Annotated in this window: 11 protein-coding genes and 1 tRNA gene; 1 reads left to right on the top strand and 11 read right to left on the bottom strand. The window is 54.4% G+C overall.

The window, feature by feature from the left end; translation table 11 throughout:
* Positions 1 to 2 precede the first annotated feature (2 nt).
* From AB4090_RS08240 to AB4090_RS08275, 8 genes are all read right to left on the bottom strand, one after another.
* Positions 3 to 1,448, bottom strand: coding sequence for a DUF3375 domain-containing protein (locus AB4090_RS08240; RefSeq protein WP_369573392.1), 1,446 nt, complete (start codon positions 1,446 to 1,448; stop codon positions 3 to 5).
* Between the two features lie 10 nt (positions 1,449 to 1,458).
* Complete coding sequence (locus AB4090_RS08245; protein ID WP_369573393.1) at positions 1,459 to 1,788, bottom strand: hypothetical protein; 330 nt, start codon at positions 1,786 to 1,788, stop codon at positions 1,459 to 1,461.
* A gap of 16 nt (positions 1,789 to 1,804) precedes the next feature.
* Positions 1,805 to 3,736, bottom strand: coding sequence for an acetate--CoA ligase (gene acs / locus AB4090_RS08250; RefSeq protein ID WP_369573394.1), 1,932 nt, complete (start codon positions 3,734 to 3,736; stop codon positions 1,805 to 1,807).
* 108 nt (positions 3,737 to 3,844) lie between these two features.
* On the bottom strand, positions 3,845 to 5,623 hold the full coding sequence (locus AB4090_RS08255) for a DUF3857 domain-containing protein (RefSeq protein ID WP_369573395.1): 1,779 nt from the start codon (positions 5,621 to 5,623) through the stop codon (positions 3,845 to 3,847).
* A 72-nt stretch (positions 5,624 to 5,695) separates the two neighbouring features.
* Positions 5,696 to 7,654 carry a DUF3857 domain-containing protein gene (locus AB4090_RS08260; RefSeq protein WP_369573396.1) on the bottom strand — a complete coding sequence of 653 codons (1,959 nt, stop codon included), beginning with the start codon at positions 7,652 to 7,654 and terminating at the stop codon, positions 5,696 to 5,698.
* On the bottom strand, positions 7,651 to 8,652 hold the full coding sequence (locus tag AB4090_RS08265; RefSeq protein WP_369573397.1) for a L,D-transpeptidase: 1,002 nt from the start codon (positions 8,650 to 8,652) through the stop codon (positions 7,651 to 7,653). Before AB4090_RS08265 ends, AB4090_RS08260 begins: the two co-directional genes overlap by 4 nt.
* Entirely contained in the window at positions 8,653 to 8,901 is a 249-nt protein-coding gene (locus AB4090_RS08270) for a hypothetical protein (RefSeq protein ID WP_369573398.1), read from the bottom strand.
* Between the two features lie 87 nt (positions 8,902 to 8,988).
* Positions 8,989 to 10,398, bottom strand: a complete 1,410-nt coding sequence (locus AB4090_RS08275; protein WP_369573399.1) for an exonuclease domain-containing protein — start codon at positions 10,396 to 10,398, stop codon at positions 8,989 to 8,991.
* A gap of 100 nt (positions 10,399 to 10,498) precedes the next feature.
* Here AB4090_RS08275 and AB4090_RS08280 point away from each other — a divergent pair.
* A tRNA-Ala gene (locus AB4090_RS08280) sits at positions 10,499 to 10,574 on the top strand.
* A 131-nt stretch (positions 10,575 to 10,705) separates the two neighbouring features.
* On the opposite strand, the gene AB4090_RS08285 is transcribed toward AB4090_RS08280, so the two are convergent.
* Genes AB4090_RS08285 through AB4090_RS08295 form a run of 3 tightly spaced genes read right to left on the bottom strand, consistent with a single transcriptional unit; the run spans position 10,706 to position 15,821 of the window.
* On the bottom strand, positions 10,706 to 11,155 hold the full coding sequence (locus AB4090_RS08285; RefSeq protein ID WP_369573400.1) for a Fur family transcriptional regulator: 450 nt from the start codon (positions 11,153 to 11,155) through the stop codon (positions 10,706 to 10,708).
* A 39-nt stretch (positions 11,156 to 11,194) separates the two neighbouring features.
* Positions 11,195 to 12,295 carry a glycine oxidase ThiO gene (thiO, locus tag AB4090_RS08290; protein ID WP_369573401.1) on the bottom strand — a complete coding sequence of 367 codons (1,101 nt, stop codon included), beginning with the start codon at positions 12,293 to 12,295 and terminating at the stop codon, positions 11,195 to 11,197.
* A 7-nt stretch (positions 12,296 to 12,302) separates the two neighbouring features.
* Positions 12,303 to 15,821 carry a translocation/assembly module TamB domain-containing protein gene (locus AB4090_RS08295; RefSeq protein ID WP_369573402.1) on the bottom strand — a complete coding sequence of 1,173 codons (3,519 nt, stop codon included), beginning with the start codon at positions 15,819 to 15,821 and terminating at the stop codon, positions 12,303 to 12,305.
* Positions 15,822 to 15,864: the final 43 nt, after the last annotated feature.

Consider the following 15,864-nt stretch of genomic DNA (forward strand, 5'->3'; position numbering starts at 1 on the left):
TTTCAATTTCTCAGCAAAATGATGCGAGGCAGGGTGGCCTTGCGGATTTCTCCCGACGCCGTCTGCCAACGGATGTGTTCCTGTACCATATCGTCTACCACTGTTTTTGGCCACTCGCTCGCCAATTGCAGATAGACCACCAATTCTGCCAGACCCTGCTGCAATGGGTGCTGATCCAGCAATTCTGCGAGACTGATCTGGCTGTGACTTTGCAGTGCGTGGCGAATATTGCCTGCCAACTCCGCACGATTCACGACGATTTGTGCATAGAGGGCTGCGGTGTCTACTTCGGCATCACCCTCTTCGAGCGCGACTTCGGCGATCACAGGACGCAGAGGAGGGCGATACAGGCTGCGTTCCAGAGGGAGTTCGATGGTGGCGGAGGTTTCGTCTAGGGCGAGGAATTCGCCTTTGGGTTGCTGTTCGCGTACTGCAAGCGCCTGATTTTCGATCTGGTGCAGGATGTCCATGATACGGCGGTTTTCCAGCCAGGCGCGGTCGTCAAGAAAACGTCGGAGCTGCTCCGATAGCATGGCCACCGTGCGCTGGGTATGCTCTCCGGCCTCCAACCAGTCGTAATGGACCCGCTGCAGGCGAGCCTCTGGTTGCATCGACTGGATGGGTGCCAGAGACAGCACATGCTCCAACATCTGCGTCAATTCCTCTTGGCGCGCCTGGGACATGAGAAAATCCCAGAACGCGCGAAAGCTCTTTCCCTGGTCGGAATCGGCAATGGTATCGCGCCTGCCCATGATCTCTTCCAGCAACGCGCCTTTCGCGCCATCCCACAGCGCAATGCGTTCGCGCACCTGACGGTCGAGGTTGCGGAAGTTATGTTCTACCTCGCGAAAATCGGTCAGTAGTTCGCGCGCCAGTTGCAAAAACTGCTGAAAGCGATCTTTCAGACCGGTATCGTCCAGGAGAGGAATGTCTCCGGCCAAAATGCGCTCGATTTCGCTGTCAATTTCGTCGCGGCGTTTTTGCAGCTCGCTAACGCGCAGCTCGGGATCTGTCTGGCTTCCTTCACGCATTTGCTGTAGTAGATCAAATAACGTGAGCAGGCGCGATTCGGTGCCAACAAAGCTGCGCGTGGTCAATCCTTCGAGCCAGGAAAGAGCCTTTTCGGTGGTGGGCGTCAGATCAAAATGCGCTTCGTCGGTGCCGGCGGGATAAAATTTCCGTAACCAGCCTTTGCTATCGTCGGCCCAATCATTGAGATAGCTCTGCGCCGTACCGGGAAAGCTCTCGCTTCCCAATTGCTCGCGCAGGGCGAACAATTCGTCTTCCAGTGCCTCAACCAAATCCGCCTGTGCCAGATTGCGGACGTGGGGAACGATAAATGCCCGATGCAGAAAGCTGGCAACCAGCGCTGCGTGCTGGGCACGCAGCAGCCGCCAGGCGGGATGATTCTGCCGCAGTAGCTCCAGGGTGGTGTAATCGAGGGGCATGCAGGTATGTTTACGGGAGATGTATGTCGCGCGCGGTCTGCACAAGTTGCAGCAGCGCGGGAGCGACGTTCCATTGCTGCCTGCGTTCGGTAAGAACACTGATCGTTTTCTTGTTCAAGCGCAGAACCACTCCCTCGTGCGTGAGGCCATCCGGGCCCTGGAAACTGACGCGGTCACCGCGGGTGAAACTGATCATGAGAGTCGTCGTGCGTTCCTGGGCGATGAGCTGCAAGCGCTCGACAATCAGGTGATTGAGAAAAAGCAGATCTTCCTCTCCCAGGCGCTTGATGGCCTCGACAGCGGAAACGCGGTTGGTGATGTTGACAGTGCCGGTTTTCATAGTCGGATGACCACCATCAATCCTCGAGCGTACTGATATCCTGCGTGATTTCTTCACCGCGGGCCTGGGCGCGTAGCAGGCGACGCATAATTTTGCCGGAGCGCGTTTTGGGTAGAGCATCAACGAAATGGATATCGTCGGGGCGGGCGATGGCACCAATCATATCTGTCACCTGAGAGCGCAGCGCGGCGCTGAGTTGATCATGATCATCTCCCTGATGGGCGGCCTTGAGGATGACAAAGGCGGAGATGGCCTCGCCCTTGATCTCGTGCGGTACACCGACCACCGCCGCCTCGGCAACGGCGGGATGGGCCACAAGTGCAGACTCGATCTCGGCAGTGCCTAGTCGATGGCCGGAAACATTGAGCACGTCGTCAATACGACCCATCACCCAAAAATAGCCATCACCATCGCGCCGGGCGCTATCTCCGGCGATGTAGTAGCGATTCGCGAACTTGCTCCAGTAGGTTTGTACATAGCGTTCGGGGTTGCCCCAAATCCCGCGTAGCATCCCTGGCCAGGGGCGATCGATGACCAGATAGCCACCTTGGTCGGGAGTCGTGACTTCTACCCCTTGCTCATCTACGATCTTGGCGGAAATGCCCGGTAGGGGCAGGGCGCAGGAACCGGGTTTGTTGGCACTCACACCGGGTAGCGGGGCGATCATGTGCCCTCCAGTCTCGGTCTGCCACCAGGTATCGACAATGGGGCACGTGCTGGCACCGATACTGTCGCGATACCAGATCCACGCTTCCGGATTCATGGGCTCGCCCACACTGCCGAGCAAACGCAAGCTGCTCAGATCATGTTTCTGGACCCAACTATCACCCATCTTCATAAACGCACGCACGGCCGTGGGCGCGGTGTAGAGGACGCTGATGCCGTGGCGCTCAATCATGGACCAAAAGCGATCAGGATGCGGGTACATCGGCGCACCTTCGTACAGGAATACCGTGGCACCATTCGCTAGCGGCCCGTAGACTACATAGCTATGGCCGGTAATCCAGCCGACGTCGGCAGTACACCAATAGATGTCTTCGGCGCGTAGATCAAAGGCCCAATGACTGGTAACTTTTGTCCATAGCAAATAGCCGGCACAACTGTGCAAAATGCCTTTCGGCTTGCCGGTGCTGCCCGAGGTGTAGAGGATGAAGAGAGGATGCTCGGCGGGGAAGGGGGTGGCCGGACAATCCGCCGATTGCCCATTGACCGCGTCGTGCCACCACAGGTCGCGGCCATCCAGCATGTCGACCTCGCTACCAGTGCGCTGCAACACGATGACGCGCTCCACCTGGTGTTCCTGCTCACGTAGCAGGGCCTGATCGGCATGACGCTTGAGGGGGACGATTTTTCCGCCACGGAAGGCGCCGTCGGCGGTAAGCAATAGCTTTGCCCCAGTGTCTTCCAAACGGTCTTTCAGGGCCTCGGCAGAAAAACCGCCAAAGACTACCGAATGTACGGCGCCGATGCGTGCGCAGGCGAGCATCGACACCACCGCTTCGATGACCATGGGCATATAAATCACCACCCGATCGCCTGCCTCTATGCCCTGGGCGCGCAGGGTGTTGGCAAAAATGCTCACCTCACGATGTAATTGCGCATAGGTGAGAGTCTTAACGCTGCCATCTTCGCCTTCCCAGATCAGCGCCGCCTTGTGTTTTTGCGTGCCATGCAAATGCCGGTCGATACAGTTGGCGGCAACGTTGAGTCTGCCATCGGCAAACCAGCGGTAGAAGGGCGCTTCGCGTTCGTCCAGAATCTGGGTGAAGGGCTTGTCCCAATGCAGGTGTTCCCGCGCCAATGTGCCCCAAAACTTTTCCGGATCCTTCTGCGCCTCTGTCTGTAGGCGCTGATATTCGCTGTGATCGATGTTTGCGCTCGCCGCAAAATCCTCGGGCACAGGAAAAAGGCGCTCTTCGCTGAGATGGGAATCGATGGGTGTTGTCATGATCTTTGTCGTCGCAGCCTAATTATCCATTGATGGTAAGACCTCGGCGGGCGACTGGCAAACCGCCACTGCGGATACACACGAAACGATCCGGCGCAATGGCAGCGATCAATGACGTTGCAAGAGGATCACCGTACGGCTCGCGCGGGAACAAGTTGTTGCCAACTGGTGCAGGAGAGGGAAGTCCTTGGCGCTCACGAGAAAATTGGGCAGGGTCAGGGCTTGTCGAATCGTTAGCACCTTGCCCAGGAATCGATAGGTCAATCGATAATCGCCGACGGCCGAATGAAGGGCCTCATCGTGCGGCAAGAATACCGGCTGATAGCCGGTAGGCAGGACCAATCGGGTAACGCTGACCTGGCGCGTAGGCGTCAACAGGCTCGCCTGCTGACGCTGCGTTTGCCCGGTAAAGGCGAGCAAGCCATGATCCAACAGATTGACGGGAGTCAAGGCAATGCGCTTACCCGGCGGAAAAAGCCCCAGGGTGCTTGCTCTGATCCGAATGCCGAGCGGCTTCTGAGATTCTCGACGCTGCGCAAAGGCGATGTCTTGCAGTTGGCCCAGGTTACCTTGGGTGTAAAAGGAAGATGCCATACTCTTCCACAACAGGCGGCCATGCAGCCCGGCAAGACCGCCGCGCGTTTGCGCCGCCAGATACCCTCGATACCAACTGGTTTGCAGCAGATTGCCGTCACCGTTGCGATGGAGTTGGATGGTGGAACGGGTGACGACCAGGGGCGTGCTGAGACTTGGCATGGGCGTGCGCAGAATCTGCGGCTGAGAACCGGTAATCAGCACAGGCCGGCCAGCGTCGGCGATGGGAAGTTGGTCGATGTCGTGGTGGCGTACGCTGGGGTCCAGGAACAATTTCTGCTGCGGCAGATAGACTAAGAAGTGACTGAAAGCAAAGGGACTCGGTGCTGGCCACAGGTGAAAACGCGCGTTGGTGGACAGCATGGCGGGTACTGCAGGAATCCGCACGGCGTGCAACATAGCGCAAAGCAAAGCGGCGTTGCTGTTGCTATCCCCGAGTCCACGCGCGAGCGTAGCGCTGGCGGCTAGGGGGCGAAAACCGGCGTCCGCGTAATTTACGGAAACGCTGTGCATATGGCGTTGAAACCAGAGATAGATTTTGCGCACTGCCGCAATCCCGGAGTCGGAACCAGCAATCTTCCTCGCCAGATTTTGAATGTTGGGGCTGATCCGCATCGCGGGTTGCGCGAGCTGGTTATACGCCTGGGCAATGACCTGCCAATTTGGCGCGGTGCTGAGAACGGCGAGGGGCGAAAATTCGCTCAGGGCTGGTGAACCCGCTGGCGGATAGGAGACGTGCAAAAGTTGCGTGCTGTAGCTTTCGCCGTTGCTATCGCTGTGACGATGCCAATGATGTCCCTGCACGCCACTATAGATCTTTTCCCCCGCTGGCACTTGCAAGGAAACTTGCCCCCGCAACAGGGCAATGTTGGGAGCAATGAGCATGCTGGCGGCATAAATGCCGGGCAAATAGGCATGTTGATAGTCAATCCGATAGCGAACGTGCAAGGTATCGCCGGGTGCGACATTGGGAAAAACCAGACTCAGTTGTCTGCCATCACTCAGGAATGGCGCATGTAATGCGCCCGCCGTGGACTGGCTGAATTCTGCATCCTTGGGCACCAGATAGCGCCGTTTCTGGGGCGTTTCGGTGTATGCGTATAGTACCTGGACGTGGGCAAAATTGGCCGGATAGAATATGGAAAATTGCGATTGCGAAGCCACTCCGGCCGGGGTAAGCGGCGCAATGACCCGCGTTACGGTTTCGCTGAAACTACCATTTTTTTGCACGGTAATTTGGCTATTGGCCTGTAGGAGTTGGTAATTCTCGACAGGATTAGGGGGCTGTGCCATCGCAGCCATAGCATGGAGGAAGAATAGGGCGCCGCAAGCCAGTACGCTGAGAATTCTTGTCTGCATTGCGCCCTAGCCTTTATTACGGGTGAAGAGAAACGCGGCTTGCTGTGCCGTATAGTCCGCAAGCAAAAGCCGTCGCAGGGCAGGATATTGCTTCGGATTATAAACGACGCGATTCAGGCGCAAACGATACTCTGCTTGCAAGACCAAGCCATGTAGTTTGATTACAGACGAAAAGCTTCCGGCCGCATTGTGCATTCGCGATGCTGGCGGAAGGTACAGCGGATGATAACCCGCGGGCAATTGCAAATCCGTCTGCCAACGGATCTGCCCCAAATAAATGGTGACCGGGTGCTTGCGCGCTTGTGGTCCTACCACTTGCGCCAGGGCTACCGTTGGTGATGTTCCGGCTCCCAAGCCTGGCGTAAGATAGGGGCCGGCAGGGAGCACGAGGCTCAATTGCTGACCCAGGCGCGTGTAGGCAGGGGTCTGCCAATGGGCACGGAGTGCAAAGGGTTGATCGAGCAAATTGGGGTCACTCGGTTGAAAGCTGCCATTTCCGCCTCCCTGATTTTGCAATACCGCCGTCATTACCCGCGGATACGATGCTGGCGGCAGGGAAGCAAAGGTCTCGCGGTACATCCACGCCCACCAACCACGGGCCTGCATCTGCGCTGTGCCTTGCAAGGTGCCATTGGGCAGCAATGTAAGCTGGGCTGTGTAGCGTAGCTGATTATTCTCGGGTTCGGCGCCGGGCGTGCGGGCAAGATGGGAATGCGGGCCGGTAATGAGCGCGGGCTTATCGCGCTCGCCCACGGCGAGCTGCCTTGGGGTTTCAAATTCGCCGGTGCTGTCCAGAAAGATCTTGCGTTCTGGTGCGTAATCTATCGCGTGATTAAACCAAAAAGGCGTGGGTAGCGGTGGCAGCGAAAAGACCTGATTCCAGTTGATCAAAACGGGATATAAAGGATGACCGCGTGCCGCAAATAACGCCTCAAGCAGGGTTGCATGTGCCTTACAATCACCGTACCGGGTAGCCAGTGTCTTTTGCGCAGAGATCGGTACATATCCGCCAACGCCGAGTTCCAGGCCAACATAGCGAATATTTTTGGATACCCAAGAATATAGCGATTTTTGTGCTTGCCAGCCTTGTTGCTTGCCGCTGATTTGTGCTGCAGTGTGACGTAACTCTGGGGTGAGTGCGGCCTTGCCCTTGGCGCGTGTCCAATATGCCTGGCCTACTGCGGCCCAACTTGGGAAGGAACTCAACTCAAAGAGAGGGTCGAATTGGCGTTCACTTACCGTAGCCGGACCGGGGTAGCTGGCATGGTGTACGGTGACGCGCGCAGTGAAAATCTCTTCCTCGCCCTTTTCTTGACGCTTCAGTTGCCAGGGTCCAGTCACTGCCGCACGCAGATGCAAAGCGCTGGGCGCTACGACACGCACTTCATAGTTACGCGCACTGAGGGTACTGGGAATCTGCCACAGGGCAGAATATTGCCCAGGGAAATAGGGGGTGTGCTGTATCTTTTCGGTGATTAAATGAAAGCGATCCCCGCGTTGTAGTTTTGGCAACTCGATGCTCAATTCTTGTGCGTGACTATACATGGGGGCGCCTGCTGCGGCCGCCACCGGACGTCGGTAGATAGCTTGCGCAGTTATGGGTATTTTTTGGCCGGAGGGCGTGCTTACCCATGCCCGCACGACATGCAGGCTCCCCATTTCTGACGAATATTGTAAGGTAAAGGGGTTGAGTGCGGAGGTGAAATTGCTATTGCGTAGCTCCCAGACTTGCTTCTGCCGCACGCGATAGCTGCCGTTTTTTTTCACACGCACGGTTTCGTGATTGTATAGCAGGCGTACGGGCGAGCCACTAATGTTTTGGTTTACCGGATGAAACCCAGTATTGGCAGCGGCAATACCTGGGATGGTCATGCTGCAAAACAGCAGCGTCGCGAGTAGCGGGTGGGAACCGCTTTGCCTCGATGGATGCAAATGCACGCGGAGAAAATCGCGAGGGGTATTCATGCTGAGCCAATCTTCTGCGTTTGTATACTGCGCATGATTTTTTTGCGTAAGCTTTCCTGCGCAAGAAGAAGTCTTTCTTTTTCCGGTGAAACCATTTGGTATTTCCCAACTATGGATACCAGATCACCGTAGTGCAGCAGATGAAACATATGCTCTGCGTTTTTGTAAGGCATTTCTACACAACCAGCACTCTGCGGCCAACCATAGCTTTTACGCGGGTAAAAATGAATCGCCCGACCATTGTAGAAATAATTGACAAAACGGACATTGGGCGCGACATACTTTTGCCAATAGACCAAATGCCCATGATAATGGCCGCGTTGCTTGGAGGACAAGGTGAGATACTCGGCTTTGCTGATGGGAACGGGAAAGGTGCCGTGCATCGTCGTGTCGGCAAGACGCTGATACACCGGCCAGGTTCCATCTGGCGTGGAATGTAACACACCGGTATTGCAGACGGAGTGATATTTCCAGTGACCGCGCCAGTGCACGGCCGTGGCGCTGGATGGAAGTACCTGCCAGACCCGCAATTGCTCGGGGTGATGATTCTTGCGAACCTCAACCCACTGAAAAGGATAGGGGTTCTGCGGAATATTGCCTGCATCCAAGCGGTCGACTAGCGTCGCAGTAACGCGACCGCGTGAAATGTTATTGAAGGGCAGGATATGAGTCGCCCGTTCAAATTGAATCACGCCGCTACGAAACTCCGGGTTCATGGCTGAATGTCCCCAGGTATTGGATAGCCTTTGCAGGGTTGGCGGCACTACCACATCCCAAGCAGCCACCGTGTGCTCGCCACCATAGCGCCCCATGTAGCTACCATACACGACGTGCACATAGCCGTAGCGCGCCAGTTTCTGCCATACCCACTGCCAGCCGTGCGGGCTGGTGGCTACGCCATCTGCGGCAAGAACGTTGCCCGAAAAGCCGCCCAGCACGGGTAAAATGCATAGGGTAAGGATTTGCTTGCGGAACAGGGGTGGCGCATTGCCCGACACTCAGAGCCCGCCCTGGTATTTGAGCGAAATCTCATGGCACTGGGGGCAAACAAACACGCGTACGGCCATTTTCTTCTCGAAGGCTTCCTCTGCGTCATCCGCCATTTGACCCGCAACCATTGCGGCACCCGCGCCCAGAATGCCGGTCAGTCCCCCCATACGTATGCCGTGGGAGCCCTTATCCTCCATGCCAGCCTGACAAGCGGGGCAGTTCACGGCTGGCATCTCTTCCTTTCCAAACCCAAACATTGCGGCGTCCTTTTGTGTGTAGTGAATGACAATTGATTGACCATTTGCAGTGCGGGATGGTTCCCGCTGGCTCGCAAACCCCTTGCGTTACCAATCAAGATCTAGCTGAAGCACGTTACCCGGGGAGTTTGTGATGTATCGGAGGAGAATCCGGTACATGTCGGCATCAAAGATAAGCGGATTATCGAGCGCTGTCGATTCTCCGGTTTCTTTGTGAATCATGCCCATTTGGCGCCACCGATCAAAGACATGGATGTAGAAACCATCGTTTTCCTCGGGGATACCGATTGGTCCAGAATATGGCCAATGCTGAATCTGCATGACCTGTAGAGCATCGTACAGCCTCTCGTCATGTTGGATTGCGGACTCTTGCCCAATGCAGGCGCCGAGACAACGCTTGATCTGGAATCCAAAACAGGAGCCAGTTCCGTTTTGTAATCCCAGGCGAATATCACACAGCCTCGATTTCTGGGCCAAATGCTTGAGCGCAGCTTTGGCGCTACGACGATTGGCAAATGTTCCATAACAGACACCGGGACGTAGTTCTGCACCATGAATAATTTTTGGTGGCTCCGTGCCTGGTCCTTCCCAGAAAATCGTGCAGAAGTCTTTTTTCTGGCGTAATATACGGTTATAAATAGGTTTTCTTTCTTTGACCAAGCGCGCCTCGAGCAATAGTGCACCGAGCTCATCGGCTGTCTCTATCCATTCGATATGCTCGACTTGCTGGGCTATGCGAAATTCTCGATCCTGATGAAAGTCATTACGAAAATGATCCAAAACTCGCTTGCGTAAATGAATGCTTTTTCCGATATAGAGTGGTAGTTCGCTTTTTCCCAAGAAAAGATACACTCCCGGACGATTCGGAATGCTTTCAATCTCTTGCGGATCAATATTGGGCGGGAGACTCTCTTGTTGCCACTGAGTTTTGCACGCATGTACAAGATCATCATAGCGCTGCTCGGCCATGCGATGGATAAATTCTGCTACCACACGGGCATCCCCCAAGGCACGGTGGCGACTGCTGCAAGAGATCGCTAGGCGGTCCATGACGGCATCCAGCCCATGTCGCGCCTCGCTGGGAAACAATTGTCGAGACAACTTGACACTGCATAAAGTTTTCGCCTTGAAGGGTATTTCCGCGCGCAGAAAGGACTGGCGTAAAAAAGCGAGATCGAAGCGCGCATTGTGGGCGACGATGATATGACCTTGAAGCTGCGCTGCGAGTTGCTCGGCAAGCTCCTCGAAGCGCGGCATGCCGTGCAGCATCTGCGCGTGAATCCCGGTTAGTTTGCTGATGTATGGGGAAACGGAGCAGCCAGGATTTAATAGCTGAGTCCATTCTCGCGGCTCTTCGTTTTGGGAGAGAAAAACAATGCCAACTTCCAGAATGCGATCCTGTTGCGGGCGCCCTCCGGTCGTTTCCAGATCTACGCAGGCAATGGGCTGACCAAGATCGGCGAGCAATTGGTCAAATGATGCGCGGCGGTTCTTCATGTGCATAGTGTAGTTGGAACGAGGCAACCGCGAAGCTCCGTAGCGGCAAAACTGTAATTGCATTCATGGGGCATAAAGGCTATGATCTGCCTCCATCATCGGGGCGGTAGCTCAGCTGGGAGAGCGTCGCGTTCGCAATGCGAAGGTCGGGAGTTCGATCCTCCTCCGCTCCACCAATGAGTAGGGCTTGGGTAGTCACCAAGCCCTTTTTGTTTGCCCAACGTTTTTTGCGCGTATCCAGTCTTCAACGATGGTAACGGAGCAAAAATTTGCCCCGTTTACGAACCTTATGAAACGAGATGTATGACTAGTGCTTAGGGAGCTGCGCGTCTGCGGCGGATTTGCGCTTGCGCACCCGCAACACGATGTCGACTTCTTCTAGCTCCGTGTCTTCTGGAAGCTGCGGTTGCTGGGCAAGACGCAATTGTTGTGCAGGGATATCCAACAAGTCACCAGTGTCGACATAGTAATAGTGGTGATGCGGGGAAACATTGGAGTCGTAGAATACCTTGCCGGGTTCCACGATGACCTCCCTTACCAACCCATGTTGCACGAAAAGGCCAAGCGTATTGTAGACTGTTGCTTTAGATACGACGGCATAGTCTGCATTCACCCGCTGCATGATTTCTTCTGCGGAGAGATGCGCATGCTGGGCAAATAAAATATAACCAATCTCCACCCGCTGACTGGTCGGGTTTACGCCTGCATCCCGCAGTGTTTCCAAAACTTCCTGCTTGTTCATGCTTTCGCTGTTCATTTGCTTGTTCCAGTGCAACTCTATACTGAGTTTAATATATTACTCTTTGTTCGCCAGGGGAAGCCCGTAGGGCGCAAGATCCAGACTTGTTGGGCGGCCCAGTACCAGATCGCGAACCAATTCGGCGGTGATCGGGGCGGTAGTGAGTCCATAGCGAAAATGACCGCTGGCGATATACATGCCCGGATGATCCGGCACACTGGTGATAAAAGGAATGTTGTCAGGACTACCAGGGCGTAAGCCAGACCACTGTCGGGTAACGGCGTAAGAGCGACTGGGGGGAAATACGCGATGCGCAAATGCCAGTAGTTCGTTTGCGGCAGTAGAGGTGCAGGACTTGTCAAAGCCGGCCTCCTCACTGGTACTGCCGATCAGTAGCTGTCCGTCCCGCCGTTGTACTAGGTAATGTGTTCCCTCCAAGACTATTTGTGGAAGGGAGTTTGCTTGTCCTTGCAGTAATAGTATCTGGCCGCGTACTGGACGTATCGGCACTTGGATGCCTAGCTGCGCGAGGATTTTGGCTGTCCAGGGGCCGCCGCTGACCAAAACTCGATCGGCGCGAACCCCCACATTGCCTGTTTTCGCTACCCAATATGTCCCATCTCTTTTGATCTCGGTGACTTCGCTGTTGTCTCGGATGTGGACACCAAGCGACGAAACATATTTTACCAAGCCTGCGAGCAGGCGTGGGTTACGCACTTGCGCCACCTCTTGGCAGAAGAGCGCGGTGTCTGTGCGGAGCATGGGGGCGAGTTCGCGCATTTGCGTAGCCGTGTGCCGTTGCCAATGCCAGCCCCAGGACGCTCCCCACTCGATAACATCTTCCAGCAACGGGAATTCTTGGCTATCAAGAATCCACATCCCACACGCCTGCCATTCTGGATCGATGTGCGAAGCCGTGTGGATCTCTTCGGCAAAGTCTCGATAGCGTCGCATGCCCTCCCAGGCCAAACGAAGTAGTGCAGGGCGGTATCGCCAGGCGTGTAAGGGGCTCAGGATGCCGCCGCCCGCCCAGGATGCCTCGCGGCCAGCGGAGCCACGCTCCAAAACAGTCACTGCCATGCCCGCCTGGGCTAAACGCAAGGCCGTGCTCAGTCCGATAACGCCTGCCCCGATGACGACCATATCTGCGTGTTGCATGCGCGGCCTAGAAGTCGATCCGGTAAAAGATGTTAGCGCCATCCTGGGTGCCGCTTTCCGTTTGAATTTCCACATGCCGGGTTATCGAATAGCGTAACCGTGCAATGGTACCGTCACCGAGCACAGACTGACCGACGCTAAAATAGAGATTGGGCGTTATATAGTGACCAAGGGTGACCATGTCAGCCGCTAGACCGCCGCTGTTGCCACTGGAGCTTACGCCAAAATCAATACCTGTACTGTTTAGACTGTTGCCCAGAACCGCTGCGCGTCCAGCAGAAAATAGCTGTCCTGCCGCGGCTGAGAGCACGGCATCCTGGCTTTGTAGTCCAGTGCTTGGGGTTCCAAGTATCAGGTAAGAGAGGATATCGTTCTGCGCCATGCTCGGTTTGGAGTATAAATTGACAACTGGGTGGCTCAAGTTGCCTGTCACTTGTACACCGGCCAGAATCGTTTCGTTGTCTACCGCAAAACTATCACTATTCTTGATGCTGCGCACTGCGAGTACGTCAAGGCTTGCCGCCTGTGGAGCGCCATTGAATAAAATTTTACCTTTTTCGAAGGTTAATGAGTTGCCATAGATCTCATATTTTCCATCAACCATCTCCAGTGTCCCTTGAATCAGCGGTGTGGTGGATGGCGGGAGCATGCGCAACTGCAAATTTCCTTCAAGGTTGGCAGCTAAACCACCGATGAGCACCTTGGCATTTTTCCCGAGCCCAATGTGAATGTCCACCGCCAGTTCAGAGGGTGTAGTGCTGGTCTTTTTCTCGTGGACAAAAACCACATCACTCGATGGTTTGGGACCACCAAAATCCGTGCCTAAAATCCGCAGCCGTGTTGTTTCGAGTTTTCCCGTGACCTGTAATTTATTTTTCTCATGTTGAATACTAATCGTTGGATTAATGGCGGCCTGTACCTGTGGTAAATTTAATGCGAGAAAATTCTCTCCGGTAATATGGATCTGGTAGGGAATACCCTGGCTAAAAGAAATATCGCCATGGCCGTGCAGACTACCGGAGCCAGAGTGCACAGTCAGGCCTTGCAAGAGCAAATGGTCGCCATTGCCGGTTACATCAGCAGAAATATCTTGCAGATGTAATCCTGCCTCGGGGATATAACAACCCAGGCCTGAGGCATTGGCGCGCCCTTGCCAAAGAGGTTTACTCCAGGTTCCAGACGTCCGGAGATCGACGTTGATATTTCCAACTGGGTCAACGTCGATGTTTCCGGTCGGTAATTGGGAAAGAAGGAGTCCAGGAACGTGCCCCGTAACTGTGGCCTGTATTGGTTGTTGCTGAGGTGTTTTCCATGGGAGTTTTAGAACGGCTGGGCTACTAGCTTCTAGCTGAACCTTACCCAAATGATCTGCCAAGAGCAGATTGCTTTGCATTCTCAGCCCATCTTTCTGCCAGTGCAGATTCCCAGCGAATTCGTTTACCGCAACTTGATGCTTCGTCTCGCCAGCTTCCCAATGCAGTGCAGTATCTTTTACCCCCCAATCGGCGTTAAGTTGGCACGTGCCATCACAATGACCATGAATTTGTGCATTCCATCGACCGCGAATCCCAGCATGTAGTTCGCTGTCCCAAAAATCCAGCGGTAGTGCTTGCGCAGTCGCGTCAATGTCGCCTTGTGTTGGCAGTGGTCCATAGTTTCCGGTGACTCGTATGCTGGCACCATTTGCGCCATCGACGCGTAGATTATTGATGCTCGCGCGCCCCTGTTTCCACTCTATGGTGCTCGGTTGATATAAGCTCCACTGGCCCAGGCTGGCTCCGTGGAACGCTAACTTCAACAGGTCCAGCTTCCAGTTGGACGCGTGCTTCTGCAATATGCCCGCAAGTTTTAACTCACGTTTTTGGCCATCCTGCGCTGCAAGACGAATATCTGCTTGCTGCAAGGAGCCAGATACGACGCTTTGCAAATCGATCGTTTGTCCGTGTATGGCAAGGCCGGTTGCGTTAAGTTTTGCCTGTACTTTGTTCATCCCGGTAAGTGAGCCATCGAGATCAATATGTCCCAGGGCAACTTTTTGATAGTGCAAATGATTTCCCTGGAGATGTAGCTCTCCTTGCCAATTCTTGCCGTCCTGTGCTACCCATCCGTTTATTCGGGTATCGCCATTTGCGCCGGGTAATATGCCCGACCAGCGATCCACTTGAGCTGCAATTTTCAGGCGCTGCGCCAGATTGCCTTGCGCCTGCAATCGCAAACCGGGCCCCTGAAGCGTGGCCTGTTTCAGTTGCCAAGTCTTTCCCGCGAATTGTAGATCTCCGTTGCCTTGAATTTTTTGCAGATAGATCTGGCTGGGCAATACGTTCCATCGCACTGTTCCCTGCCAACCTTGTGGGTAGGAGTTCGCGTCGATCTGGAGATCAGCAGAAAGCTGTCCAGGAAGGGCAGAAGAAATGATCTGTAGCGGGATTTGCCGGAACGCCAGTTTGCCACGCACCGATTCTGCCTTGCCGAAGGTTGCCCGCACTTCGGAACGTAGAAGTTTTCCTTGTAGGAAATGTCCTGCTAACAATAGCGTTATGGCTTTATGAGCGCCTTCGAAGTTGGCATTGAGCCCACCTTTTTCGGATTCTATGGCCAACGAACCGTGATATTTGGATTCTGTACCAGCCGCGTCCCAGGCGACGTGGATAGCTGTTTTGCCGAGAATTTTTGGCATTTTCTCCCAGGCAATATCTCTCAGGCTACCCTTCGTGGAGTAGTCGCCGTGTTGTGCCTTCGGTAGACGAAACGTGAGATCTCCACTGATAGGTCTGGAAAGCATTGAACTAATGAGTTGTACTTTCGATAACTCCACTAACTGCGGAGAGATTGTGGCTAATCCACGTATTTTGCTATAGCTGTTTGCCTGGCGCAGGGCTACAGTGATGGGTCCACCATATTGATCAGCGGAGAGGCCGTGCCAATCCAGTTGCATAGTTACCGATGTAGCCTTCGGTTTGGCTTCTTGCCAAGTAGCATCAAGAGTAACGTTTCTTTCTGCCAGTTCGCTACTCCCGGTAACAGTTAGTTTGCCAAATGATCCCTGTGTTCGTAAATTACGAATTTGGATTGTTCCATGTTGCCAAGCAAGTTTCTCGCACTCTCCTTTGTCTAGAGAAAAAGTTTCCTTTCCATTTTGATAAATTCTCAGGTTATCGATCTGCAACGGCGCAACGCGTAAGCTAAAAATACTTAACCAATCGGGTATTTGTGGCATTGCCAGATTCAGTGCTGTTTTGCTGGGCTTGGCTGGCGGAAGCCAGACCTGGGCACTTTGTAAGGTAATCGATGAGAATTTCGCTTCTCCCCATAGTAATGCGACAGGTTGAAAGCCCCACGAGAATTCCTGCGCCTTGATTTTCATGTTGCCGTGGACATAGGATATGCCCTGCAAGCGCAAACCATGCGCTATATTTCCGTGCAGGGCGCGATAATGAAGCCCAGGTACCAGCGCCAGTGCCCAGTTCGCGCCCGCACTGGTGAGAAAGAGCCATGTGAAAAGCACAAAAATGCTGATGATGGGCAATAATAATCCAGATAAAAATATGCGGTATAGTATTGCCCATCCA

The sequence above is a fragment of the Acidithiobacillus sp. IBUN Pt1247-S3 genome (genome assembly GCF_041146875.1).
GTDB lineage: Bacteria > Pseudomonadota > Gammaproteobacteria > Acidithiobacillales > Acidithiobacillaceae > Igneacidithiobacillus.